Below are 26928 nucleotides of genomic sequence, written 5' to 3'. Positions count from 1 at the left end.
AACCGTTCAGAGATCCCCAGCGCCCCGGATGAGCGGCACCGAGATCTCCACGGCGATCCGATTCCCCTGCAGCCGGAACATCCGCACCCTGCCCTCCAGCCGTCCGACGTCCTCGCGCACCATCCAGAGGCCGAGCCCCGCCCCGTCGTGGCCGACGGCGTTCGGACCCCGGCGGTACTGCTCGAAGAGCCCTTCGAGCTCGTCGCCCGGGGATGCAGCCGCCTCGTTCTCGACGCTGATGCAGCCCATCTCCTCCCTGATGCATCCCGTCAGCAGAACGGGCGTGCCGAGCTCGGAGTACTTCCGGGCATTGTCGAGCAGGTTGTAGAGCGCATGCTCGAAGAGTTCCGTCCGGCCGGCCGCCCGCCGGCCGCGCAGGGCAACCTCCACCCGGAACTCCCGTTCCGGCCAGAGCGCCCCGAACCCGCGGGCGGCTCCTTCGAGCAGCTCCTGCAGCCCGGCACCGCCCGGCGGGAGGCGCCGGCCCCCTTCAGGCCGCAGCACACGCTCCGCCGAGCGCTCGATCACCCCCTCGAGCCGGTCGGCCGCCCGCCGCATGATCGTGAACTCCGCCGGGAACGGTCGGCCGGCTCGCTCCAGGAGCTTCTCCTGCAGCTCCAGGGCTCCCCGGATCACGGCCAGCGGAGCGCGGTAGTCGTGCGACACCCTCAAAAGGAACTGGTTGAGCCCGTCGGACTGCCGGCGCAGATGGCGCAGATGGCGCAGGGAGAGAAGCAGCCGCTCGTTGGTCTCACGCAGCGCCGCCTTCGTCTCCCGGGCGATCCCCGTCGAGAGCCGCCCGGTCTCGGCGGAGGACTCGACGAGCAGCCGCTGCCGGCCGCGCATGAAGAACAGCAGCAGCGGAAAGAGCAGCCCGAGATGGGCGATGGTGGAGAGCTGGAGCCCCTCGAGGCTCTCCGCCGAGCTCGAAACGTAGCCGAGCTGCTGCAGGAAGAACAGCAGGTAGCCCGGCAGGCTCAGCACGCTCGACATCAGCACCACCAGGGCCTTCGAGGGCGAGCGGCGCACCAGCCGGACCATGAGGGCGAAGAGAAGGGGAAGAGAGACGAGGAAGCCATAGAGAAAGGCCGGGGCGAGCTGGCGGACGCCGAGGGGATAGGCCGCCATGGAGAGGAGCGAGAGCAGGAGGAAAAGGCGCAGCGCCCTCTGCTCCGGCACCGAGAGCTCCCCCTGGAACAGGGAGTGGACGAAGAGGATGAAGGCGCCCATCGCCGCCCCCGGAACAAGGTGCGCCAAGAGCGGCATGTAGCGCTCGGAGAAGGCGGGGGCCACGTAGACGGCCATCCCCTGCACGACGAGCAGCGAAAGGACGATCGAGAGAATGAAGAGGGCGAACCAGCCGAAATATCGGACCCCGGCAACCAGCCGGACCATCAGCGCAAGCAGGAACAGGAGCGTGGCGATGCCGATATAGAGCGACTGGAAGAAGAGGTGGCGGCCGGTCGCGAGGGCGAAGTCCTCGGGCGTGTGGATCGAGCCGACGAGCCCGATGGAGGTGGTGCCCCTGAGGCGCAGGTAGATCTCGACCGGCTCGTCCTGCGGCAGCTCGAGCGGCGCGACCGGCTCGGGGTGGAGCATCGGCCGGCGCCAAGTCGGAGCGGCGCAGCCGAGCTCCACCCTCCCGGCACCGGGACGACGCACGTAGAGATCGATATGCTCGAGGCATGCCGGCGAGAGCCGCAGCCACGAACGCCGGGGGAACCCCGCGGTGCGGACCACGCTGAAGCGCAGCCAGAAGGCCGAGCGGGAGTACCCCCTCTTGAACGCGCCCCGGAGCGGACGGAACCCTCCCCTCCGGGCGGCGGCTTCGACCTCCGCCACCCCTAAGGCGCCGGAGGGATCCTCGAGCACCTCGAGACTGCCGGCCAGCTCGTAACGCTCCCCGCTGCCGAGCACGATCGGGGCCGAGCGGGCCTCCCCGGCCGCCAGGAGCCACAGGAGCATCCAGCACCCAAGCAGCGCCCCCCTCACCGCCCCTCCTCTGCCGAGAGCGGCAGGCGCATCGAAACCAAGACCCCGTCCGGCTCCGAAAACGAGCACTCGAGGCGGCCGCCGTGGCGGACGAGGATCCGCCGCACGATCCAGAGCCCGGCGCCCCCCTTCCGGGATTCGAGGTTCGGCCCGGCGCCCTCGAAGGCGAAGGCCGCCTCCCGAACCCTCGCCGCCGCCGCGGCCACGGCCCGGTTCCGGACCTCGACGACCGCCTCCCTCCCCTCAAGCCGGCAGCGGACCTCCACCTCGGTACCGGCCACCGCATACTTGCGGGCGTTGTCGAGGAGGTTGAAGAGCGCCGTATTCAACAGCGCCCGATCGCCCCGAACACTCCCCCGGCACCTCGCCTCCGAAAAGCGGAACGGCCGTTCCGGCCACATCGCCCCGGCCAGTTCGACCTGCCTCTGCACGTAGCCCCCTAGAACGACCCGGCCGAAGGCCGGCTCCTCGCCTTCGTCGCCGAGCCGGCTCCGCTCGAGCGAGCGCTCCATTACCTCCATGAGCCGCCTGAGGGCCCGCCGCATCCTCGAGAGCACGGGGAGCCCGGCTTCCTCCGCCCCGCGGCGCTCGTAGAGCTCGACGGCCCCCTGCATGATGGCCAGGGGTGTGCGGTACTCGTGCGAGAGCAGGGCGAGGAAGCGCGTCAGGCGCGCCCCCTCCTGGTGCTGGCGGATGATCGAGGACTCGAGCCGCCCCCGCCGCACCCGCAGGTGTGCCGTCAGCCCGTCGGCGATCCGACGCCCCTCGGCCTCGGCGGATCGGACGCTTGCCACAAGCGACTCCCCTTGGCGCAGCACGACGGCCACCAGGAACGCCAGGACGAAAAGAACCTGCACGGCAGAGGCCGACTGCATGACCTCCATGGAGACCGCGGAAGGCTGCGCCAGGCCGAGCAGGCGGAGGAAGTAGAGCACATAGAGCACGACGGCGGCGGCAAAGGCCAGGAAGAGCAGCACCCACCACCGCGAGACGCGGGGAAGCATGCGCCCGCTCACCCAGGAGAGGACGACCAGCATCACGAAGACCGATGCGGCCAAGAGCGGCGCCGTAAGCGCCCCGTACCCGGCCGCGAGCCCCCCGATGCTGAGCGCTCCGGCCACCGACACCCCGCGCAGCACCGCAAGGGCCCAGCCGGGCGCCTGCTCGCCGAAGAGGCGATGGGCCAGCAGCGAGAAGACGAGGGCCGCGAACCCGTCGGAGATGCGGAACCAGAAGGAGACGAAACCGGAGCCCCCGGCCGGAAGGAGATAGCCCTCCATCCCGCGCAGCGCCATGTAGTAGACGAACATGTCGGCGACGTAGAGAGCCAACAGCAGGAAGCGCCAATCGGCGAAAACCCGGAAGAAGAGGAGGCTGGCAAAGACGGCGACCGATGCCCCGCCAAGGAAGAGCCCGTTCGCCACGAGGTCGCGGCCGGCATGGGCGGCAGCCCGTGAGAGCGCCACCACTGTACCGTCCAGGACGACGGGGGTGGAGGATTGGAGCCGGACGAAGAGCCGCACCGGAGCGGAGGAATCGAGCTCGAGGGGGACCGAAGGCTCGCCGGGGCCGGAACCCGCCTCCCCCCGCCCGAACCGCCAGGAGCGGTAGGAGGAGGCGAGCCGGGGATCGCTTCGCGGCCGCTGCACGAACACCTCCATCTGTTCCGGGCGCTCCGCTTTGAGGAAAAGACGCGCCTCCCGCTCGGATTCCGCCCCGCCACGCAGCGAGCAGCGCACCCACCAGACCGAGCGTGTATACCCGGCAAGCAGCCCGCCGGGCAACGGACGGAAAACCCGGCCGCCGGAGCCCTTCAGCAGCTCCGGAAGCCCGAGGCGGCCGGAAGGATCCTCCAGCGCCTCGAGATGGCCGCCGAGCGCCACGCCTTCCGGACGGTCGACGACGAGGGCGGGCACGGCGGCACCGGCCCCGAACGGAAAAAGGAGGAGGAGAAGAAGCGGCAGGAGCGGCCGCAGCGGCCGCAGAAGAGCGAAAGGTCGCACCCTCGGAGCCTAGCCGAACGAGAAGCGGGTGAAGGCGACCCCGGCGGCGAGGATCAACAGCAGGAGCAGGAGCGAGAGCATCTGGCGCGAAGCGCGGCGGAACACCCAGCGCGAGAGCGGCAGGCGGGCGTAGAGGAGGCCCGCCAGGAACCCCGCCAGCGAACCGCCGGCGGCGGAACCGAAAAGCTCGAGGGGCGAGGCGCTCCCCCAGACGAGCAGGAGCTGGAAGCCGAGCAGGGCGAGCCCCGAGACCGATACCGCGAAGAGCAGCACACGCTGCAGCGGGGAGAGGACGGGACGCTCCACCAGATACTTCTCGATGGCCCGCATGCCCGCCCCCTTCCCGGAGTGCGCCCCGGGGAAGGGGGACCACGGCGCACCCCGCCCGATGCCGAGCAGCGAGACGAGCAGGAGCACGCCGACGCCGAAGACGCCGGAGAGGGCCAGGCCGGCCTTGAGCAGCCGGTGGCGGCGGAACCCGATGCGGGCCTCGCTCGGCTCCGGAAGTGCCGCAAGCAGGCTGTCGCGCCGGGCATCGGGCGCGAACTCCCCGAAGTAGTCGATCTTGGCGCCGTCGAGCGCCTCGGCGACCCCCCTGGAGACGGCGGCCTTACGCCTGGCGGAACCGAGGCTCCCGCTTGCGGCCCGGACGGCCGTCTCGCCGGTGATCGGGGCCGATGTAACGGAGTGGAGGACGAGGATCATCGCGAACCGGTCCTCGACGCGGGCGACGAGCGGGCGCTCCGGCTTCTGGGCGAGAAGCACCTTGAGGATCGCCGGCTGGACCTGCTCGGAAGCGAGCGCCCGCTTCGTGCGCCGGTAGGCCTTCTTCCTGGAGGAGACCCGCCGCATCAGCGCTTCGAACGAAGCCCCCCGGCCGGCCATCGCGTTCAGGGAGTCGAGGAAGGGAAGGTCGACGTCGGGGAGCAGCACCTCGTCGTAGACGAGAAGCTTGCGCTCGGCGAAGGATGAGGGATTGGCCGTCACGACCCGCCGGGCCTCCTCTGGGGAGACCGATTCGACCCCGTCCTGGAGCCGGCGTTCGGCCATGGAGGCCAGCACGCCCCGCTCGGCCGTATGCATGGAGAGGATGTATTCGGGAGTCCTGTCGAGCTTCGAGGCCCGGGCCTTCTGGGCGAGCAGCTCTGAGCGCACCAGCCCGCCGAGGATCATGCGGCGGCGGTTGAGCCGGTCGGCCTCCGAGGCTCCGGGATCGGCCCCGCGCTCATAGAGGAAATCGACTTCGCGCGCGGTGATCTCCACCCCGTTCACCGAAGCCGCAACGCGACTCGAAGACGCAGGCGTTGCGGGCGAGGAGCACCCGCCGAGGACCGCCAGAAAAAGGAGGAGGCCAGGAAACCAGCGCACGACAGGACGCTTGCTGCCGAAAAATCGAATCTGAGGCACCTGAATCGGAAAAATTTGAGACTGAACGAAAAATCCCTGAAAACCTTCAGGGATATACCATCGATACCGATACGGAACGAAACGTGAAGCGCCTCTTGCGAGGCGCCCCGCCGCCGGTCAGGCCGACTTCATCATCATCCGGCGCCGCCTCATGAAAGCGATGCCAATGCCGCCAACGCCGAGCAGCATAACCGTCGCCGGTTCGGGAACCGGTGCGGCCTCGGAAGTCTGCAGAAGCTGGATGCCGTTGACGTAGTCAATTCCCGTATCGCCATAGTTGATCAAGAGCTGCCCATCGTCGCCGACCGTTGTCGTCAACACCACCACATCGAACGCGTTCCCTCCGGCCGTGATCGACTCTGTAGACATCCATGACGACCCGCTCGCAACGGAATAGTCGAAGTTGTCGACTCCCGTTTGCGTATAGATATACAAGTCGTACTCTCCAGCAGATAATCCGCTGAACTGCATGGTACTGCTTGCGTTTTCCGAGTATATGTTAGAGACAAAGGTATTGTTAGTGTCAGTGGTCGACCCCGTCCACGTCGCGGAAAAATCCACATCGGTCATGGTGGTGTTGTCGCTGTTTTTGAGATCGTATTTTGAGGAGGAAGCATCTCCAGTCTGGTAGACAATATTCCATATATCATTGCCGTCGCCAATAGCCCCTGCACCCGTATAGGTTGTATTAAACTTGATATTGATCAAATCACCTTGAGCTGCCTGCAGCCCGCTGCCCGTCGCAAGGGTCCCGGCCAGCGCCATGCATGCGGCGAGCACGCCTTTTCTTATCACCTGCTTGATCTTATCCATTATCCGGGGATTTTAAGGGGATTCACGTTGCAACCCATCACCGTCGGGCCTCTACGAGCGGCCGCACAGCCTCCTGCCACGCTACTTGACCTCTTCATTTTTTCTAAAATAAGAATTTTCCGTTTCATTACACAAACAATTTCGCCTTCGATGCGTCACCGCCCCAGCACCAGCTCCCGGTCGCCCGGAGAGAGCGCGGCGATCCACTCCCGCACGAACTCCAGATGCGCACCGCACCGCTCCCGCCCCGGAGGCACCCGGCACGAGACGCGCACCATGAGGTTGTCGGGGATCTCCCTATGAAATATTCGCGCCACTGCGTACCGAACCTTAGCGACAACCTGCCTCCATCGCAGCCGCATGCCGCCATTCGGCACCAAATCGGAGCCCTGTTCCTGCTCCCCGCCCGTGACGAGCCAGTAGAACACCTCCTCGTTTTCGCCATGATGTTCAGCCCGGAACGCCATCCCGCTGAGCGAGCGGGCACCGCCGAGGGAAACTTCCGTCGGTTGCGACAGCCCCACATCATACCCCCCGCCACGATAGCACACCTGCTGCACATGTCCCTTGCGTCTCGCCCCGTCCGCGCTCCAGGTCATCACAACGCTCGCCACCCGCCCGTCGGCATTGCGATACGTCTGGCCCACCACCCGGTCGTACGAGCGCTCGGCAGCCGCCAGCCCGTCGGGATCGATGACCGCCCCCCCGACAGGAACCCAGCCGGGAGGGGTAGTCGACACCAGCCGCTCGATTCCCGGCCCCCGGCCCGAAGTACTGATCCCATCGTCAAGCACGTGCTCGAACGCGGCAAGTCCGATGGCAATCAGCAGGCCCAGGGAAAACGCCACAGCCAGCACCGTCTCTTTCTTATTCTGCATGCCTGCCTGCATTTTTCTTTGCGTTCTTTCGAAAGACACGTCCCAGAAACCCGTCGACGCCGTAGAGCATGAGGAGCGCCAGCAGGAAGGCCATGATGCCTGCCGCGTCGTGGAACAGCCCCTGGGCGAAGTTGTCTCCCAGGGAAAGCGTGGCCAGCACCAGAAGCACCACCCGACCGAGGTTGGCCGCGACGGCCACCGGCACCACCGCCGCCACCAGCAGCACCACATGCCAGCCCCCCCGATGCGCCCCGTCGCGCAGGTAGACGACCGAGAGCGCAGCGAGCGAGAACATCGAACGCAGCCCCGAACACCCTTCGGTCACCTCGGCGCTGTAGGGCCCGAAATAGAGCACCACGCCGTCGGAGACGACCGGAACGGACACGGCGTTGAGCACCGAGGCCGCGGCAGATGCGATTGTGACGGCGAGGTTCGAGGAAAGGACGCGTGTAATCACCATCGCCACGACGAGGACCGCCGTACCGGCAAGCGCCATAAATCGGGCGGAGCCCAAATACCTGCGGGGGGCGAACACGGCCACAAGCCCGGCCGGCATGAGAAACTGCCCCCATAGGGACAAGGTGAACGCCTCCTGCATCGTTTGGCCCAGCAGAAAAAACAGCAGCCCCGCAACAAACGCCGCCGTTCCCGCCGCCGCCGCCCCGCCGCCCTCTCCGCTGAGGGAAGCGAGCACGGCCTCCCGCTCCAGCCACACGACCGCCACAACCGTTACGAAGAGCGCGGCATAGTCGGCCCGTCCTACAATCCGCTCAAACTCGACAGAGGCAAGACTGTAGACAAACGCCGCAGCGTACATCGCCCACGGCAAGAACGCGGGCCTCAGCCAAACAGGGTTCTTCATACGAGTTCCACCAACCGGTTTCTCACCACGCAAGCTCACCTCGCAATGGGTTCGTTTTGTAAAATACGGATATCCTCCCACAAGCCCCCCCTCCCCTCACGGGCCGACTCCCGGCACTGCTGGAAGAGCTGATTGGCCGCCCGGCGCAGATGGCGGTCGAGCTGGCGGAGCGCGCATTCGTCCCCGCCCCCCGGCTCCAAGGGGAACTGGTCGCGCTGATGGCTGAGGGCGCGCTCGTAGTTGAGGAGGGCGACGGCCATCGAGCCGGCCCGCCGCTCCGGGAACCCTTCGGTTCGAAGGAGCGCCTCGAGCCTCGGCAGATACTCCCCCCAGGCGGAACAGAGAAGCGGCACGGTGAGGCCGTGGCGCAGGGCGTTATGCGCCGAGCGACGCTTCCCCTCCCCGCTCCGGGGACCGGTCGAACGCTCCGCGTTCATCCGGTTCGCTGCCCGCCGCCCCGCGCTACCGGCCACCCTCCCCCTCCTCTTCGGCCTGCGCCCCCGCTGCTGCGAGCTGGCGGCGCAGGAGCGCGTTCTGCAGTTGCAGCCGCTCCGCGTTCGTGCGGCGGTTGACGGCCACCTCGAAGGATTTCTGCAGCCCCGTGAGGATCTTGGCCTGCAGGGCGATCTGGCGGTCGAGCTGCTCGAGCTCCTCCTGGCCACGCCGCATCGCGTCCTGGCGGGTGGACTCGAGCGTGTTGCCGCCGGCCGAGCAGAACCGCGAGGTCTTCTGGTCGATCGTATCGGCCAACAGCATCGTGCGCACATGCTCGGCCGAGGGCGAGTCCTTCAGGAAGAAGTCCCGCCGCGAGGTGGCCATCGCGGCGATGACCGCCGCCCGCTTCTGCTGCGCGTAGCGGTGCATCCACCAGAGGCACTCGTGGATCTTCTCGGCCAGGTAGACCTGCAGGGGAGAGGTGGCGCCCAGCTCCAGGAGGAGCGACTGCAGGCTTTTCTGGTACTCCCGGTCGGACTCGCCGGGCAGGACCGGCAGGACGCCGAGGATGGAGGATATCGAGGTTGCGCTCTCTTGCATACGACCAGCCGTTTTCAGTTCATGCCGCCGAACTCTTGCTTCTTTCTCCAAAGTACGGCAGGAACGAACGATCTAAATACGCCAACACGGCCGACCCCGCATTTTTTCCCGTTCGCCGGGCAAAGGAAACCCGCCCCCCGGGAAAAAACCCCGACCGGGACTACTCCACCGTGACCGACTTGGCCAGGTTGCGCGGCCGGTCGACGTTGCAGCCGCGCAGCGCGGCCACGTGATAGGAGAGCAGCTGGAGCGGCAGGACGCAAAGCAGCGGAACGATGAAGGGGGCGGCATCGGGAACGTAGAAGACGTGATCGGCCGCCCGGGCGATCTCCCTGTCGCCCTCGGTCGCGACGGCAAGGACCCGCCCCCCGCGCGCGCGCACCTCCTCGATATTGCTGCGCACCTTCCGGTAGTTGGCGTCCTGGGGCGCCAGCACCACCACCGGCATCTCCTCGTCGATGAGGGCGATGGGGCCGTGCTTCATCTCGGCGGCAGGATAGCCCTCGGCATGGACATAGGAGATCTCCTTGAGCTTCAGGGCCCCTTCGAGCGCCACGGGGAAATTGTACCCCCGCCCGAGGTAGAGGGCGTGATCGGCCCCGGCGTACTCCCCGGCAATGCGCTCCACCTCCTGATGCCGCTCGAGGATGCGCCGCATCTTCCCGGGCAGTTCGTGCAGTTCCCGCACCGCCTCGCCAAACCGCTCCTCCGTGAGCGCACGGCCCCTGCCGAGAGCCAGGGCGAGCATCGCCAGCACCACCACCTGCGCACTGAACGCCTTGGTCGAGGCGACCCCGATCTCCGGACCGGCATGGGTGTAGATTCCGCAATCGCTCTCACGGGCGATGGTCGAGCCGACGACGTTGCAGATGCCAAGGACCGTAGCCCCCCGCTCTTTGGCCATCCGCATCGCGGCAAGCGTATCGGCGGTCTCCCCCGACTGGGAAATCACGACCATCACGTCCTCCGGCCCGATGAGGGGCGAACGGTACCGGAACTCCGAGGCGTAGTCGACCTCCACCGGGATGCGCGCGAACTCTTCGATGAGGTACTCCCCGATCAGCCCAGCATGCCAGCTGGTGCCGCAGGCGCAGATATGGATCCGCGGCGCACTGCGCAGGGCCGCCAGATAGCCGCTGACGCCCCCCAGCTGGATGATCCCCTCGCCGGGAAGGACCCGCCCGCGCATCACGTCCCGCATCACCTCCGGCTGCTCGAAGATCTCCTTCAGCATGAAATGCTCGTAGCCCCCCTTCTCGATCTCCTCGAGCTCGATGTCGAGCTCGACGACCGCCGCCTCCTGCTTCACGCTGCCGATCGACTGCACGCTGAAGCCGTCGCGGCGCAGGACGGCCATCTCGCCGTCGGCCAGGTAGACGGCCCGGCGCGTATACTCCACCAGCGGCGCCGCATCGGAGGCCACGAAATACTCTCCCTCCCCGATGCCGATCACGATGGGGCTGCCGTGACGGGCCACGACGATCATGTCGGGCTCGCGGCTCGAGACCACGCAGACGCCGTAAGCCCCCTCCACCACGCTGAGCGCCTGGCGGATCGCCGACTCGAAGGCGGCGAAGGGAATCTGCTTCCAGAGATGGTCGATAAGGTGCACCAGCACCTCCGAATCGGTATCGCTCATAAAGCGGTAGCCGTGCTCCTCGAGCTCGATGCGGAGCGCCGCATGGTTCTCGATGATCCCGTTGTGGATCAGGGCGATCGAGCCGTCCATGCTCACGTGGGGATGGGAGTTCCTGTCGCTCGGATCGCCGTGGGTCGCCCAGCGCGTATGGCCGATGCCGATGGTGGCCGGAGGAACATCCCCCGACGCCCCCATGGCGGCCTCGAGGGCGGCCACGTCGCCCTTCTGCTTATGCACCCAGAGCCGCCCACCCTCGCCCGGCATCGCAACCCCGGCCGAGTCGTACCCCCGATACTCGAGACGCTTCAACCCCTGCAGGAGCAACGGCGCAGCCTTGCGGCTGCCGATATAGCCAACGATACCACACATAGGAACAATCAGTTTACCAGTGGAAATTCACGCCGCAGAGTGTGCGGCTCCAGACAAAGGGGAAGCGGAGCGAAGCAACAGGAAACCCCCTTCGGCGCAAACCCCGCCGTTCAGCCTTTCCGGATAAGGGTTTCGAGCGCCCCCACCTGCCGATCGAGGAGGGCCAGGCTGCCGCGGGTTTCGACGTTCAGCCGGAGCAGGGGTTCGGTGTTCGATGAGCGGAGATTGAAACGCCACCCCTCGAACTCCATACTGAGCCCGTCCGTCCGATCGAGCCGCAGCGCCTCGGCTGCGTAGCGCGCCTCTATGCGAGAAATAACCGCCGCGGCGTCCAGCACTCGGTAGTTGATCTCCCCGCTGCAAGGGAAGGCCCGCATCCGGGCCTCGACCAGCTCGGCAAGGGATCTGCCGGTTTTCGAGACGAGTTCGGCAACGAGCAGCCAGGGAATCATCCCGCTGTCGCAATAGGCGAACTCCCTGAAATAGTGATGGGCGCTCATCTCCCCGCCATACACCGCATCCTCTGCACGCATCCGCTCCTTGATGAAGGCATGGCCGGTTTTCGACTGGACGGGAACGCCGCCCGCCGCCCGAACCTGCTCGATCGTGTTCCAGCAGAGGCGGGGATCGTGGATGATCCTCGAGCCCGGATGCTTCCGCAGCATCACCTCGGCAAGCAGTCCCACGAGGTAGTAGCCCTCGATAAACCTACCCTTCGAATCGAAAAAGAAGCACCGGTCGAAATCGCCGTCCCAGGCGATCCCGAAGTCCGCTCCGTGCAGGACGACCGCCTCTGCCGTGGCCGCCCTGTTTTCGGGAAGCAGGGGGTTCGGGATGCCGCTCGGGAACTCCCCGTCCGGCTCCTCCTGCACGAGGACGAACTCGAAGGGCAGACGGGCTTCAAGCAGGCGGACAACCGGGCCGGCGCAGCCGTTGCCCGGATTGGCGACGATCTTCAACGGCCTGAGGGCCGCCCGGTCGACATAGCCGAGCAGATGCTCGACATAGACCCCCTTATCGGGTTCGGCAAACAGCCGACCCGTTCGGGAGGGTTCACCCAATCCCCCCTCGCGCATCATCTCCCGAAGGTCGTGCAGGCCGCTGTCGCCGCTGACCGGTTTCGAACCCTCCCGCACCAGCTTCATGCCGTTGTACCCCTTCGGGTTATGGCTGGCGGTGACCATGACGCCCCCGCCGGTCTTGCGGTGGAAGGTCTGGAAATACACCTCCTCGGTTCCGCAGAGCCCGATGTCCACGACATCGGCGCCGCCCTCCCTCACCCCGCGCGCCAGGGCGGCGGCAAGCGCCGGGCTCTCCAGGCGGGCATCGTGACCGACGAGCACAGAAGCCGGCGCGAACTTCTCGACATACGCCCGCCCGAGCCGGTAGGCGAACCCTTCGTCGAGCTCTTCGGGAACCCTTCCCCGGATGTCGTAGGCCTTGAATGCGCTGAGCTCCATAGGATCAGTTCCTCCCGTACCGGTCTTCGAAACGCACGATATCGTCCTCGCCGAGGTACGAGCCGCTCTGCACCTCGATCATGACGAGGGTCTCGGCGCCCGGATTCTCCAGCCGATGCTTGTGCCCTGCGGGAATATAGGTCGACTCGTTCGTTTGCACCCGCAGCGACCGCTCACCGTTGACGACATCGGCCTCCCCGCTGACGACCACCCAGTGCTCGCTTCGGTGCCGGTGCAATTGCAGGCTGAGCGACGCGCCGGGCTTGACCTCGATGCGCTTGATCTTGAACCCGCGACCCTCCTCGAGCACCGTATAGGTCCCCCAGGGACGCGATACCGTGCGATGCAGCTTGTGCGCATCGTGGCCGTTCTCCTTGAGTCTCCCGACGACCGCCTTCACCTCCTGGGCCTTGTCGGGATGGGCCACGAGCAGGGCGTCCGGCGTATCGACGATCAGCAGGTCCTGCAGGCCGACCGCCGCCACGACCCGATCCCGGCTGGAGACGAAGGTGTTGCTCGTCTCCACGAACACCGCCTCGCCGTCGGCCCGGTTGCCGTCCCCGTCGGGCTCGACCAGCTGGCTGATCGCTTTCCAGGAACCGATGTCGCTCCACCCGATCGCGGCAGGCACCATCGCAATATTCTTCGAGCGCTCCATCAAGGCGTAATCGATGGAGATGCCGGGCACCCGCCCAAATGCGCCGGCCGGGATCTCGAACGCCTCATCGCCGGGGCGAGGCTGCCGGAGCATCTCCTCCCAGCACGCCTTCGCCTCCCCGAACACTTCGGGCGCATGCTCCGCCAGCTCCTGCAGCAGCCGCCCCGCCCTGAAGCAGAACATGCCCGAGTTCCAGAAATACTCCCCCGAAGCGACGTAGGCCGCCGCGGTGCCGGCATCCGGCTTTTCGACGAACCGGCGGACCCTGCGCCCAGCACCGACCCGGTCTCCGGCCTCGATATAGCCGTACCCGGTCTCCGGCCCCTCCGGCACGATGCCGAAGGTCACCAGCAGCCCCTCCTCGGCCAGCGCCGCCGCTAGATGGACGGAAGCCGCAAAGGCCTCCTCGTCGGCAATCAGATGATCGGCCGCGAGCACCAGCATGCATGCCTCCTCCCCGTACTCCGCCGCAACGTGGAAGGCCGCCAGCGCTATTGCCGGCGCCGTGTTCCTGCCGAACGGCTCGAGGATGTAGCGCGCCTTGCAGCCCGCCGCATCCGCCAAGAGGGCGAACTCGTCGCCCGACATGAACAAGTAGTCGCGATTGGTCACGGTCACGATCTCCCCGGAAGAGGCGAGTCTTGCCGCACGGGCATAGGTCTTCAAGAGAAGGCTTTCGCCGTCGGCCATCTTCATGAACGGCTTGGGGTGGCCTTCACGCGAGACCGGCCAGAGCCGGGTACCCGCACCGCCGGAAAGCACGACCGGAATCAACACGGGCCCAGGCATCGAGGAATGCATCATCTTGCAATAATTCTGGAGGATGGAGGATGGAGGGGGGGGGGAAGGAAGGGATGGAGGGCAGGAAGAACAAACAAGCAACAACAACTAAAAAAACTGGCCGATCTTCACGAGATTCTTGCAGGCAAGCACCCCGAGACCACCCACACCGCTCTTCTTCAACGCGCGGTAGTCCTCCCCTGATTTCAAGAGGATTTTTCCAATCGAGCGGTTGCTCTCTCCCCCCACGCGCATTTTGACGAGCACGCGCGGGATATATGCCGCACGAAACCCCTCTTTACTGAAATAGCGCAGAATGGCGTCGTAATCCGCAGCGATACGGTAGGACGTATCATACCCGCCCCACTGCTCAATCACCCGGCGGCGAAGAAAAAGGGCCGGATGCGGCGGCATCCAGCCCCAGGAAAGCCGCGAGCGATGAAACGGACCGGATTGCCAATGGCGAACCACCCTTGAGGAATCGTCCTTATCGACATAATCCAAATCCCCATAGACGGCATCAACGGAAGGATCTTTGAACGCATCCATGACATGTTCCAAAACATAATCGTCGGCAAAGAAATCATCCGAATGCATGAGACCGATGACCTCGCCCGATGAGAGCGCAAACCCCTTGTTGAGCGCATCATAAATCCCCCCGTCGGGCTCACTGAGGAACTGCATATCGTGCGCACGCTCATCGGCCATGCTGTTCAGCAGCGCGGCAGTACCATCAGATGAAGCGCCGTCGACGACCACATGCTCGACGGCGGCATACGACTGCCGTCTCACGCTCATGACCGCTCCGGCCACGGTACCGACCCGGTTATAGACGGCGGTAATGACAGAGATCTTTACCATGCTAGCAACGTACCGCTCAAAGGGTGAACATCCACGATGAGACAACAGCACACGCTGAACGCACGGGCACGCATACACCCCTCACGCCCGGAGCTCATCGTGCAACATCTATACCCAGCACCTGCAAAATAGCCTGAGGCGCATCGACCTTCCGCTCGCGCATGTAACGCCTCACCTCCTCAACCTTGGCATCGACCAGATAACGGTACCAGAACCCCTGCAGGAAATGAAAGGCAGTACCCTCCCGACCATCCAGGAAGCCAAGACGGAGCACGTACCGATAGAAAAAATAGACGAATGCCCGAAACCCTCCCGGCATACGGGCATAGACCCGCTCTTTCAGCCAGCGCTTGAAACCGGCCTCTGAACCCCCGCGAAATTGTGCAACCGAATCATGCGGCATAAAGCCATGATCCAGATTGAGTAAATCCACGGCCTCTCGACTGGCATATTTATTGTGCTTCTCCGTCCACCATGTGAGGGAATTCAAATTGTCGTCGATAATCTCTCCCTTCAAATCCAGGGTCGATCCGGACACCTTGATGTGTTCATCCATCCAACGATTCTCACATTCACCGCAGCCATAGCGGAACAATCGCAGGACCCTAATTGGAAAAACGCCCCCGTGCATAATCAAGCGCCCCTGGAACGTCATGCGACGATGACAATTTATTCCTTCAACGGACGGATCAACCGTAGCAAGCGCTGAGGCGATCTCAGAAGACAACTCATCGGTGAGGTACTCATCAGCATCCAATCGCAATACCCACTCCGTATCCGCAGGCAACTGACTCAACGCCCAATTGAATTGCATGGAATAATTCACCCAGGGATGCTGCAAGACCCTTGCGCCATGCGATTGAGCTATGGCGACAGTCAAATCGGTCGAAAAGCAATCGACGACGACAATGCGATTTGCCACTGATTGCACAGACCGGATGGCTCGTCCGATGTGTTGGGCCTCATCGCGAGTTAAGATTATGATAGTCAAGGTCATTGTCGGATTTCGCGCTGTTTGATGGCTCTCGCCGGATTGCCCACATGAATCGACCATGCTGACAGGTCTCGAATCGCCACCGCTCGCGCTCCAAGCACGGCCCCCTCGGCGACGGTGACACCCGGACCAACGAAAGCCTCGGCACCAACCCATGCATGTGATTCGATCGAAATCGGTGAAAAGACTAACGGGCGTGCCAATGAATCTGTGGCATGACTGGCTGAACACAAAAAAGCCCGCTGGCTAATCGTTGCATAATCTCCGATGACGATTGGAGCTACGTTGTAACAATCTACTCCTTGCGCGAGGCAAGCGTAGTCCCCCATCACCAGATTACCGGGCCACCAGACGATACAAGAGGCTTCGACTCGGCACCCTTTGCCGAGCTTTGCACCAAAGCATCGCAATACAAACAACCGCCAGCGTTTAAATAACGGTCCTGGCAGCACGGCGAAAAACAGCGCCCGCACGACCTGCCAAAGTGCGCGTAAAATCTTGTCGCGTTTGCTGCGGCTGTCCACGTACAAACGTGATGCGGTTGTCAAGATCGCCTCCGGGAAAATAGAGCACGCAACCGCACCGACGCAATGCGAGTCGCCGAGGCGAATATTTCCATCAGACGTAGTTGCTTGAACGTTGTGGCCATTTCGCGCTCATAGACGGAAAGATCCCTCTGGTCGAGCGCACGTCTGAAGCTCTTTCGAGACCGTACCGAAACCTGTTCCCGCAGATCGTAGATGCGTGCTCTAAGTAGGCCTGGACGCACCATGTCGGGCAAATCACGTTTGATCGGCACCCAAAGGCCGCCTAAGCGGCGACGGGCTAGACGATGTGCCAGCCCCTCTCGGCGCTGCCGGAACCCCCCAGACTGGGCATCAGCAGCCTCTTTCGCGGTCATCGGCTCGATTACAATGCGACCGTCTCTATCTGCACGCTGCATCAGTGCAGTTAATTCTGGATTGCGCGAAACGATCATGTTTTTTCCCCGCGAATCTAAGGCATAGCGCGGCAGCCAAGCGTCTCCGATGGTCAGATCTGAGGTCTCGCCAACCACATCGTCACAATAATTGCAGGCGTCAGGCATCATGGCCCCCAGATTGAATTTCCCCCCGGTCAGAGGTGCAGAATCGTGGACCTCCAGTACAGTTCCCCCCCGTTTTCGGATGCCAAAGTAATAGGCTTTAGCGGCGACATTATTGGATTTCACACGAAACGTAATAGACTCGATATCTTCAGGGATGGTGCCCACACCCCAACCCAATGACAGCGCCCAATGCACGCTTTTGAGATGCCCGCAGACCAGTGCCATCGTGTATACGATCCTGTCCGCCATCTGTCCGTCGCGCAACTGTGCGCGACGGACAGCCTTTACCATGCAGGGAACACCGATAAACAGATATCGACCAGGAGTGCGTTTAACCTCGTCCAATACCTCCGAGATCTCGACCACGTGATAATGGGAATGGGCTGCCTTTTTTACGTCTTCAATATTGCGGCTGATGCCATAGCGGAAGAACGGGTCTTCGGCGCCGCGACGGGGTACGGGGCGCGCATGGATCACCCCATCGACGAGCTTTCTCTGTAGCAGTTCCACTGCAAACCATGATCCAATTCCACCGGAACTGCCTGCTCGACGAAAGCTGTTTTCTTCGGCATGTGCGGCAAAGACTGCGTCATACTTGCCGATCTTGTGATCGCGATGGGGCAACATCGGCAAGAAGCGGTCCGCTAAAAAATCTTCGTTTAGATCGGGCGAAAGAAAGGGACATGCTGAGGCTAACGCAGAATCGTATTCTGCTCCTTTAAGCTGGGGGGCATAAAATCCGTGTGCATCAAGAGCCATCTTCCCGCTAGCTGCAAACGCACAGCCTCCGCAACCGACACAGGACCCTGATTTCAGAACCTGATTAATGGTCTCGCTCATTTATACCGTGTCTTTTGTTTGAACTTCGCCTGTGCGATGTGATTATCCAAATAGGCTTCAGCATCTGTGCGCACGGCAGCCAGACGGGCGTTGACGGCCTTCCAGTTGATGGGGATGTTCATTAAGGCGCACACAGCGGGGGGATCGGCGATGTCCAAGATGCGGTCAGTGAGTCCCACTATGGTCAGAAGGCTCTGTACCCGCGTATTCATCTTGGCGCGTTTGCCCGGCAATCCAACGGCGATAAAGGGCCTATTAAGCAACACGCTTAGCGCCACTCCGTGGAACGAGTTTGACACCACGACCCGTGCCCTTGCCAGCATCCGCAGCCACTCCACTGGCCCGGGCGTGACGCCCTGACCGATATCGCTCCAACGTTGGTGAATGGAGCGCGGCGAAATAAGCGGACCGCCACTCAGTTGCGCGGCCTGTTTCGCAACGTCGCGGATCACCTCATCAGTTCGCAGTGCATAGCAGAAAACACTGTTATCTATGTCCGCGTCATCGTCCAAAAGCGCATCAAAATTCCCAAGTAAAACAGTTGGATCAGGAGCAACTTGAACGTGTTCACACTTGATGCCCGCTGCTTTCAGCACATCAAGGCCGCTCTTTTCGCGTACAGAAACCCCATCAAGCTTGCTAACGAGGGCAGCGAGGTCAGCGTGATATTCTGGCTGGATCATACTCCGGCCGAAACTCGGCGCATAGGCCACTTTATGCGCGTGATCGGAACCCGAAATATCCAGAAAATAGACCGGATCCAAGCCTTTCTGAATCGAAGGGTTCCAGATTTGGTCCGATCCGCAAACTAGCATGTCATAGTCTGACATCAGTGGAGCAAGGTCTTGGTGATGTCTGATGCGCGGACCGGTGACCCCCAACACTTCATGGCGAAAGCTCTCAAAGAGTTTATGCTGCGCCTTGTCGCCAAAAAACTTATGTCGGAGAAAAGCCTGCTTCATGTACAGGATGGTCAGGTTTTTGCGCCAGAGGGAAGGCATCCAGGGACGATCGAGTGGGCCGCCTTGCTCCACATAGGTGGGCTGATAGTTGATGAATTCAGCATCAATACCGCGCTCGCGTAGCCACTGCCTTAGCCCATAAGCCTGGCAGAGCGCACCGTAGTTGTCGCTAAAATGATAAGTAAACAGGCCTGCTTTCATAGGGGGTTTTGGCAAAGGCAGCTTATGGGAAACAAATCAAACTTATCGCCTTATGTCGTCGGGTAGCAGGGGTGTAGCAATGCACCGCTGTTACCCGACGACACATAAGGCTGGAGGCCTTTTTCGGCTGGCAGTACAAGCCAGACCGGTGAATCGAGAGCAGATCGCACTGCCGGGTCGTACCGAGTGGCTCCAAACCTGTTATTACTCCGGCAATTAAAACTACGAAGCCTTCGCATAACGAACTTTGGGGTGGTTGAATAGCTTTGCAACTTTTCCAGGCGATTTCTGCAGATGTCTCAGATGCGAAATTGTCTTCTTCCGAATTGTCTCCTTGTTGCGTGCTACGCCGCCCTTGTTTCCATGCACAGCACTCTTCAGATCGTTGTTCAGATACTCGTCCGGATTCAATTCCGGTGAGTACGCAGGCAGATAGAACACCTCGATCTTATCTTTGTTTTCGTCGAGCCACGCCTTGACCGGCTTGCTGTGATGGACCCGCAGGTTGTCAAGGATCAGGATCACCTTGCGACCGGCATCCTTGACCAGTCGTTTCATGAACTCGATGAGGCGCTGGCTGTTCATAGCATCGTCATAGAGCATGAACCGTAGCTTTCCTTGATTGTTGACTGCCGAAATCATGCTGACATGTTCTTTCCGGGCATTCAGTCTCAGCTCAGGGGGTTTTCCGGCCGGGGCATAGCCCCGCACCAGGTTGCCCTGGGTTGAGAGACCGGTCTCGTCGCCCCAGTAAATCTCGGCATTTTCGTCCTTTGCCTTCGCATGGATGGCCGGATACGACTCATCCATCCAACGGGCGACTTCGACCGGGCGCTGCTCATAGGCTTTCCGGATCGGCTTCTGGGGAGTATAGCCCCACCGGGAGAGATACTCGCCGACGGTGCGGATAGGCATCTCGAAGCCGAACTGCAGCTTGATCAGCTGCCGGACCGCCTGGCGGTCCCAGAGCGCAAAGGGCAACTTCAGCTGATCCGGGTAATGATCGACGATCATCTTCTGGATCTGCTTTTCCTGTTCAGCCGAGAGGTGCCGTTTTTCACCATGCTTTCGGCCCCGTTTCGGCACGGCAAGCATCGCGTTTCCATCTCTCAGATGCCATTGCCACCAGCGGCTTGTTGTTTGAACAGATAGCCCTAAAAGCTCTGCGACCTCTTTATTGCCTTTGCCCTTGCTTTCGGAGCCGAATGACCTGTTTCCGCAATAATGCGCGCTCTCGGTCAGAGAGTTGCCTGATATCGATTTTTTCCATGCTCGCAATATAACGATCTTATATCATAATTGCGAGTTTTATTTGCCGGCTTAATAATCAACATAAAAATCTAGAAAAGCCGTGTTTAGTCCGAACCCAAACGAAACGCTGTAAACTTAAACACGATAGCGCTTACTGCAAACTCAAACACCATATGAGTAAGGTTGTATTCAAAAATTCCGACAGAACAAGCCACAGCTATTGTGGCATTATTCACCCGCCCCCAATAAGATTTAGCCAAATAGACAAGAAACATCATCTTAAACAATAAACGGAACAACCCCCATTTCATAGATGAGACCAAGATAGAGTATATCCGCAGGAACAAAATACCCAAAAGAAAATGTTGAAACGAACTCTGCGACAGGAGGGATCATGCCATGCCCAAATAAAGTCACATTTGACAGTGCAATTAATATAGACGTAGCCCTAACAACAATCGTGTCATGCGAGTTGAGAAAAAGCGAATACACGTAAGTCAAAACAGGCATAAAGCCGTAAATAAATGGGATCGCAATCAATGCGAAATCACGCCTAATCGCTATAGCCAAACAACTCACCAGCCACAGGAATAGTGTATCCTGCCTTGAGCCCGTTATGAGAAATGCAGCTATGGAAAACGACAATGCCGAGATAACCCGACGCCAAAACGAGCTATTGTAATGGCCCTTCGTCGAATTTAGTGGGTCGCTCTTCGGCAAACTACTGCATTGTCAGATTGCCATGTCGAGCTTCCCGCAGTAAAACAGGATTCGGGTTCGGTAGCTTTCGAAGCTGTGGAACCCACGGGCTGAGGCCTTGATCAACTGGATCTTGCTGTTCAGCCCTTCCGAAACCGCATTGGTTGTGCGGTGCCGGAAAAAGTTCAGGATACCCTCAAGATGACGGACCATCATGTCCTTGACCTTGATTATCGGCTTCAGTTTGGAGCGGTCGACGGCATCGCTCCAGTATTGGAAGAAGTACTCGGCGGCGTCTCTGCTGGTCAACACCCAGAACGCCCTGAACATGTTCTTCAGCGACCATGCGGTGCCGGTTTGCAGCTCGCAGGTCATCAGCTGGTCGAAGTCGGCGCGCTGTTTGTCGCTCATGTTTTCCGGGTTGCGGAGCCAGGCGTACTTCGAGCCGATGAGTGTTTTGTCGCCGGCCGACTTGAGCGCTCTGGACTCTTGACGCCGAACAGCATCGACGGCATCATTGAGATACTTGCTGATGTGGTAACGGTCGTGCACGAGGTCTGCCTGGGGAACCTTTTTCCGGACGGCATGGGCAAATGGATTCCACATGTCGACCGAGACTGACAGCACCTGCTTCCGCTGCTTTGCAGCAAGGCTGGTCAAGAGCTTTACCGTGGCTTTGGTGGTTCTGGTTTCGACCACATCAAGGACTCTCCCGCCGTCCAGGTCGTTCATGATCGTCACGTACTGGTGACCGGCCCTGAAGCTCTTTTCGTCGATGCCGAGATGCTGGATGATGCCTTGCATTCCGGGCATATGACGTCCTGACCGACATACTTGAGCTTGATGGTCACCCGCTTGTGTGGCAAGGAGAGATCCACGTTGTCGACGTTTCAGGTTGAAGGAAGGCCAAGAAGCTGCTGGTAATGAGAGATCAGGGATTCCATAACGGTACTGCGGGCTGGATTGGTGAGGCTTGAGACTACTGTCAAGCTATCCATTTCCTCCCGCATTCCCACTTAATTCAGCGAAGAACACAATTTACTAATGCGGAGAAGTATCCCACTCCCATCATGGCAACCCAAGAACACGTCGATAAGCAGTAATCAAACCGGCAGCGATGATAGGCCAACTAAACTCGCGCTGGATCCATTCACGTCCATTTCGCCCCATACTTCGACGCTCTCTGGAACTCGCCAGCATGAGCTTTCGCAGCCCTTCAGCCATAGGTTCCACCCCAATTTCCACCCAATACCCGCACTTATTGGCTTCGACACCGCTCCACGGCGCTCCTTTTGAGACAACGACAGGCACCTCCAACATCAAACTTTCAGCAACTGTTATTGCAAAATTCTCACTGAGCGAAGGAAGAGCAAAGATTTCGGCATCAGCCATACAAGCAATTTTTTGGTCGCCAAACACAGGCGGCCCGAAGCATACCGAACGAAGGCCAAGTTCGGCCACAAGCTGTTTTAGGCGCGCTAACTCCCCCCCCTCATCAGGACCGGTAATGTCCAACTGCCATTCCGGAAATTCAGGCCCCAGCAACGCCCATGCACGAATCAGGATATCCAAACCTTTTATGGGGTGCAGCCTCCCAAGAAATAATACCCGTGAAGAAAACCCTTCCGAACACCCTTCGGGCCGATCCATCTTCGGCACCCCGTTCGGAAAAACCACACTTAGAGACTCAATCCCGAAATCCCGAACCTCTCGAGCTTCATTCTCCGAAGTAACATGGATCGCTGAGGCTGCATCGAAAACCGCATCTTGGAACAACCATCTCACCAGCCGCTTTTTCAACGGGCTAAACCGCAACGCCACCGGCGAAAGCATTCCGTGCGGAGAAAGGATGAAAGGCTTGCCGCTTCGTCGGTGCCATTGCAGGACGCTTCGCCCGGGATGCATCCATAAGGCATGGAGATGCACAATATCGGGATCGAAACCGGCTAACCCTGCAACCATTTCTGGCGCATAGCCAAGCGCACGCGGACCACGAACATCAAAAGCTTTGGCAGGCGCACCACGCCATACGCCGGCATCGTCAGCCCATTCAGAGCTATTTAATCCGAATACGACAACCTCGTGGCCAAGATTCTGTTGCTCTCGGGAAAGGGCCATCACGGTTTCGCGAACCCCGGCCGCAGAACGAGCCAGTCCAGATGTCACATGGGCAATTCTCATAAAACAATCATTCTCATACAGAATGCCTCCTAAAGGGACCCTTTTTCCCACGGCGGCAATACCGGCGTAACCATCGCCCCAACCAGCAACTCTTCAAGATACTTCGCGCCAGCCTGTGCTCCGGCACAACGAGCCCACCGACTCAGCTCTTGACGATCCATTATACTCACCCGCCCAATATCCAGCTGTATTCGCATCATATCAAGAAATTCAGCAGTGTCGTCTTTATCAAAAACCCCGCCCTTGCCACTAGCGGAGACGAGTGCCTTTGCACCACAAGCGGAACTGCAGATGACCGGTGTCCCTGCCTGAAGCGCCTCCGATATTACAGCCCCCCAGCCATCATGAGCGCTAGGCAAGACAAGGCAATCTGCCCGCTGCATCCAGCTCGCAATACCGTCAATAGACTGTGTACCATGGAAACGGACCCTACCGCCCAAACACCGTCCGGCAACTTCTTCCAACTCATGTCGCTGGGGACCATCTCCGACGATATCCACCGCAAAGGGGTACTCTGCAAGCCGCCCAAGCACCTCTAGCAACAAACCGACCCTCTTCAGAGGGATCAGCGCACCAACAAACAGGACCCGGAAAAGTCCCCCATCACTCGTATAACGCGGTTGTGAATTCTCCGCCAAAAAATAAGCGAACGGCCGGACATTAAGGCCGGCAGGAGCGACTCTTGAGAGCCAGGCGGAAGTATCGGCCCCAATTGCCAGCACCCCCTCCAATCTATTTCGCCAGCGCAGTAGGAGCGCCCCATACAGCAAGGGGCGAACCCTTCCAGCCAGCCCACGAAAGTCGATGGACTCTATGAGAGAAAGATGCCTCAGACCGCGCTGGGCAATCACGCGCTGTGCAGCAGAAACCACCCCATTGGAACGAAGTCCCTGCGTCAGGTGAATGCTTTCTCCTGACGCAGAATACGCCAGAGCGGAAGCATCCTCCTTCGTCGAAGCAATATGCAGACAGAGGCCATCAACAGAAGGAACCGTCCAGCCCATTGCAGATCGTTCCGCCGACATATGAGATCGGCGTGATTTTTGGATGATGTCGCGAAACGGGTTTCCAATAAACTACAGCCCGCTTCCGGTTGTTTGATTTGCTGACCAGTACATTTTACGAAGTTTCTGCTGCTTTCCCCATGCTCTTTTTCTTTCAGCGATAATCCCTACCGCAAGGTCCTGATGCATCTGTTCCGGGGACCAGAACAAAATATTAAAACGGTAGCCCTATAGGGACAACCGGGATTTTTTCACCGGCTGATGCTGCCGGTCAGATATTAATCGCTCAATTCATGTCCAAATAGGTGTTCTTTGAAATACCCAATCGTCCGTTCAAGTCCCTCGTCAAGGGGCACAGTCGGCGACCATCCGAGTTTTGACTCCGCAATCGTAATATCCGGCTTTCTCTGCCTCGGATCGTCCTGCGGCAATGGTTGATAAACAATCTTGGATTTACCCCCGACAAGACTGAGTGTTTTTTCAGCAAGCTCAAGCATGGAGTACTCTCCTGAATTGCCAACATTGACCGGCCCCACAAATCCAGCCTTAGTCTGCATCATGAGCAGGAACGCTTCTACCATATCATCGACATAGCAGAAGCTTCTTGTCTGTGTGCCGTCGCCATAGATGGTGATATCTTCCCCCTTAAGAGCCTGAACGATGAAGTTACTGACAACACGCCCATCATTCGGATGCATCCTCGGCCCGTATGTGTTGAATATCCTCACCACCTTGATGTCGAGATTATGCTGACGGTGGTAATCGAAGAAGAGAGTTTCAGCGCATCTCTTGCCTTCATCGTAGCAGCTGCGGATACCGATAGGATTCACTTTACCCCAATACCCCTCATGTTGCGGGTGGACTTCAGGATCACCATACACCTCGCTGGTTGAAGCCTGAAGGATCCGAGCCTTGAGGCGTTTAGCAAGGCCCAGCATGTTGATAGCACCGTGCACGCTGGTCTTAGTAGTCTGTACTGGATCAAACTGGTAATGGATCGGGCTGGCGGGGCAGGCAAGATTGTAAATTTCATCAACCTCCACATAAAGGGGAAAAGTGACATCATGACGCATGAGCTCAAAGTAAGGATGACCTATGAGGTGCATGACATTTTGCTTCGTGCCGGTGAAGAAATTATCGACACAAAGGACATCGTGCCCTTGCTCAAGCAATCGCTCACATAAATGGGAGCCGAGGAACCCGGCACCACCGGTTACCAATACTTTTTTACTCATGAATGTTTGTTATTATATATTTAATAGCGTTGCTATTAAGTCAGCGAATAAGACTCGTAACTTTAGTATAATCACGAGCGCCCTTAACCGCCTGGCTAACACGGCCACGGATTACATCAACCAGATTAATCAAACTCTGCATCGGACCGCCAAGACCACGAGATGTTTTGACTGTGGCTTGGAGAAAACAATATTGATCGCACAGGTCCAAGGCAGGAACCCGGGCTATATAAGACTGCTGCTTAAGGGGACCTCTAAGAATTGAGTTTTGATATATCATTCTGGCCGGCGGAGATCCCTTAAAGTGGTCATTTTTCTCTTGCAACTCCATTTGCGTTTCCTGTGACGCTCAGATAGTCAACAAGACTAAAAAACGACTCCGCAAATCGATCCGGACCGAAGCGGCAAGACAATCTATATGACTCTAACTCGACCGCAGATAAACGAACCTCGTCCATTGATGCCATCACATCGAAAGCGTGCTGAATCGAGAGCGTATCACGAGGATCAAATTTAACAGAGTTCACATCATTCGACAAATCAGGAGCGCTCCCCACAGCATTACTTAATAATAAACCACATCCGCAAAGCGTAGCTTCATGAACAACTAATCCCCACGCCTCGACAAGAGAAGGTAAAACAAAAAACTTCGCATCTTGATAGTAACGAGCTAACTTTTCAGGCTGAACAAAATCCTCGACAACAACACCTTCACTTTTTGGTATTTTATTTTTTAAACTTCCAGACCCTACCAAATGCAATTTCCATTCAGGATATTTATCTACAAACTTAAGAAAGGCGTCCACGAGTCGCAATACATTCTTTCTCTCGATAAACTGACCCACATAGAGAATAGTCTTTGAACGCTCATTAAGAGGAGGTCCTGATTTAAATATACTCGAATCAGCACCATACATGCCCTCCCTTATACACAATTTATCCACGCCAAAATATTTCATTAATCGGGTTCCTTGACTCCCAGGAACAATCATGCCATCAAAATGAGACTTATATAGCAACCTAAACGCTATCGGCCCAAGCACAAGTTGCCTATAATCTGCTCGCCAATTAGCATCACTCAACCCGATCACAAGACCCCCCGCTCGCTTTACCTCACGTCCGAGCGATGAAAAAGCCGTCCTGTTCCACCCAGACTGAATAAAAATTGATGGTGGTTTTAAACCAAGCTGACTCCACGTCATCTGATCCCCGCCATCAACCCATGTAACAGCTTGACCTAATGCATCCTCCATACCATCAATTGGCACATTAGGATGAGTACCAATAACTAAACACGGAACCTCAATACGCTCAATTACAGCACGAACAAGCCTAGCCGCATATTGAGGGAAACCATCCCATGATACCACAAGCCAATACTTTTTCAAGACCACAATAGTGTACTATTTATTATATCAAAACTCAATTCTTAGAGATACCCTTAACTTCGGCGGAGAGCCTTGTTAATAAAGGCAAAATATGCAGGTAAAACCAGAATTGAAACCGCAAAATAAAACAAGGACTCAAAATACCAATCAAGCGGCGTGATTTTTGGATGATGTCGCGAAACGGGTTTCCAATAAACTACAGCCCGCTTCCGGTTGTTTGATTTGCTGACCAGTACATTTTACGAAGTTTCTGCTGCTTTCCCAATACTCTTTTTCTTTCAGCGATAATCCCTGCTGCAAGGTCCTGATGCATCTGTTCCGGGGTCACA

The 26928-nt window shown here is 59.5% G+C and carries 21 protein-coding genes and 1 pseudogene; all 22 read right to left on the bottom strand.

The genetic code is table 11. The features are described 5' to 3' along the window. Window positions 1–6: 6 nt before the first annotated feature. Window positions 7–2061 (bottom strand): 7TM-DISM domain-containing protein, encoded by a 2055-nt coding sequence (locus E0L29_RS06750; RefSeq protein WP_131356723.1) that lies wholly within the window; start codon window positions 2059–2061, stop codon window positions 7–9. Beyond that, window positions 1989–3995 (bottom strand): sensor histidine kinase, encoded by a 2007-nt coding sequence (locus E0L29_RS06745; protein WP_131356720.1) that lies wholly within the window; start codon window positions 3993–3995, stop codon window positions 1989–1991. Before E0L29_RS06745 ends, E0L29_RS06750 begins: the two co-directional genes overlap by 73 nt. Before the next feature lie 9 nt (window positions 3996–4004). After that, the gene (locus E0L29_RS06740; RefSeq protein ID WP_165498844.1) at window positions 4005–5363 is read right to left on the bottom strand and encodes an EpsD family peptidyl-prolyl cis-trans isomerase; all 1359 of its coding nucleotides are present in this window, start codon (window positions 5361–5363) and stop codon (window positions 4005–4007) included. Window positions 5364–5519: 156 nt separating this feature from the next. Then, on the bottom strand, window positions 5520–6215 hold the full coding sequence (locus tag E0L29_RS06735; RefSeq protein ID WP_131356713.1) for a PEP-CTERM sorting domain-containing protein: 696 nt from the start codon (window positions 6213–6215) through the stop codon (window positions 5520–5522). A gap of 155 nt (window positions 6216–6370) precedes the next feature. Next, a complete protein-coding gene (locus E0L29_RS06730; protein WP_165498843.1) occupies window positions 6371–7093 on the bottom strand; it encodes an exosortase-associated EpsI family protein in 723 nt (240 codons plus the stop codon). Next, window positions 7083–7955 carry an archaeosortase/exosortase family protein gene (locus E0L29_RS06725; protein ID WP_131356707.1) on the bottom strand — a complete coding sequence of 291 codons (873 nt, stop codon included), beginning with the start codon at window positions 7953–7955 and terminating at the stop codon, window positions 7083–7085. The genes E0L29_RS06730 and E0L29_RS06725 overlap by 11 nt, the downstream gene beginning before the upstream one ends. A gap of 35 nt (window positions 7956–7990) precedes the next feature. After that, entirely contained in the window at window positions 7991–8392 is a 402-nt protein-coding gene (locus E0L29_RS06720) for a hypothetical protein (protein ID WP_131356705.1), read from the bottom strand. A gap of 25 nt (window positions 8393–8417) precedes the next feature. Then, the gene (locus E0L29_RS06715; protein ID WP_131356703.1) at window positions 8418–8990 is read right to left on the bottom strand and encodes a hypothetical protein; all 573 of its coding nucleotides are present in this window, start codon (window positions 8988–8990) and stop codon (window positions 8418–8420) included. Window positions 8991–9150: 160 nt separating this feature from the next. After that, window positions 9151–10998, bottom strand: a complete 1848-nt coding sequence (gene glmS / locus E0L29_RS06710) for a glutamine--fructose-6-phosphate transaminase (isomerizing) (protein ID WP_131356679.1) — start codon at window positions 10996–10998, stop codon at window positions 9151–9153. Between the two features lie 110 nt (window positions 10999–11108). Continuing rightward, complete coding sequence (locus E0L29_RS06705; RefSeq protein WP_131356675.1) at window positions 11109–12458, bottom strand: phosphomannomutase; 1350 nt, start codon at window positions 12456–12458, stop codon at window positions 11109–11111. A gap of 4 nt (window positions 12459–12462) precedes the next feature. Beyond that, entirely contained in the window at window positions 12463–13905 is a 1443-nt protein-coding gene (locus tag E0L29_RS06700) for a mannose-1-phosphate guanylyltransferase/mannose-6-phosphate isomerase (protein WP_207387759.1), read from the bottom strand. A gap of 99 nt (window positions 13906–14004) precedes the next feature. Further along, window positions 14005–14757, bottom strand: a complete 753-nt coding sequence (locus tag E0L29_RS06695) for a glycosyltransferase family 2 protein (RefSeq protein WP_131356673.1) — start codon at window positions 14755–14757, stop codon at window positions 14005–14007. Window positions 14758–14851: 94 nt separating this feature from the next. Continuing rightward, complete coding sequence (locus E0L29_RS06690; protein WP_131356670.1) at window positions 14852–15754, bottom strand: glycosyltransferase family 2 protein; 903 nt, start codon at window positions 15752–15754, stop codon at window positions 14852–14854. After that, on the bottom strand, window positions 15751–16275 hold the full coding sequence (locus E0L29_RS06685) for a putative colanic acid biosynthesis acetyltransferase (protein ID WP_131356667.1): 525 nt from the start codon (window positions 16273–16275) through the stop codon (window positions 15751–15753). The genes E0L29_RS06690 and E0L29_RS06685 overlap by 4 nt, the downstream gene beginning before the upstream one ends. Window positions 16276–16295: 20 nt before the next feature. Further along, window positions 16296–17678, bottom strand: a complete 1383-nt coding sequence (locus tag E0L29_RS06680) for a Coenzyme F420 hydrogenase/dehydrogenase, beta subunit C-terminal domain (protein ID WP_131356665.1) — start codon at window positions 17676–17678, stop codon at window positions 16296–16298. Continuing rightward, the gene (locus tag E0L29_RS06675) at window positions 17675–18841 is read right to left on the bottom strand and encodes a polysaccharide pyruvyl transferase family protein (RefSeq protein ID WP_131356663.1); all 1167 of its coding nucleotides are present in this window, start codon (window positions 18839–18841) and stop codon (window positions 17675–17677) included. Before E0L29_RS06675 ends, E0L29_RS06680 begins: the two co-directional genes overlap by 4 nt. 222 nt (window positions 18842–19063) lie before the next feature. Then, a pseudogene (locus E0L29_RS06670) lies at window positions 19064–20111 on the bottom strand (IS630 family transposase). A 713-nt stretch (window positions 20112–20824) separates the two neighbouring features. Next, complete coding sequence (locus E0L29_RS06665; RefSeq protein WP_242664309.1) at window positions 20825–21595, bottom strand: ISL3 family transposase; 771 nt, start codon at window positions 21593–21595, stop codon at window positions 20825–20827. 264 nt (window positions 21596–21859) lie between these two features. Beyond that, entirely contained in the window at window positions 21860–23023 is a 1164-nt protein-coding gene (locus E0L29_RS06660) for a glycosyltransferase (protein ID WP_131356660.1), read from the bottom strand. Beyond that, complete coding sequence (locus tag E0L29_RS06655) at window positions 23002–23997, bottom strand: glycosyltransferase (protein ID WP_131356657.1); 996 nt, start codon at window positions 23995–23997, stop codon at window positions 23002–23004. Before E0L29_RS06655 ends, E0L29_RS06660 begins: the two co-directional genes overlap by 22 nt. 257 nt (window positions 23998–24254) lie before the next feature. Beyond that, entirely contained in the window at window positions 24255–25211 is a 957-nt protein-coding gene (locus E0L29_RS06645) for a UDP-glucuronic acid decarboxylase family protein (RefSeq protein ID WP_131356654.1), read from the bottom strand. 308 nt (window positions 25212–25519) lie between these two features. Continuing rightward, entirely contained in the window at window positions 25520–26599 is a 1080-nt protein-coding gene (locus E0L29_RS06640) for a glycosyltransferase (protein ID WP_165498842.1), read from the bottom strand. Window positions 26600–26928: the final 329 nt, after the last annotated feature.

It is taken from the genome of Chlorobium sp. N1, from assembly GCF_004332115.1.
Lineage (GTDB): Bacteria > Bacteroidota > Chlorobiia > Chlorobiales > Chlorobiaceae > Chlorobium.
The sequence above is the reverse complement of the archived record's forward strand: the minus strand, read 5'-3'. Positions and strand labels throughout refer to the sequence as shown.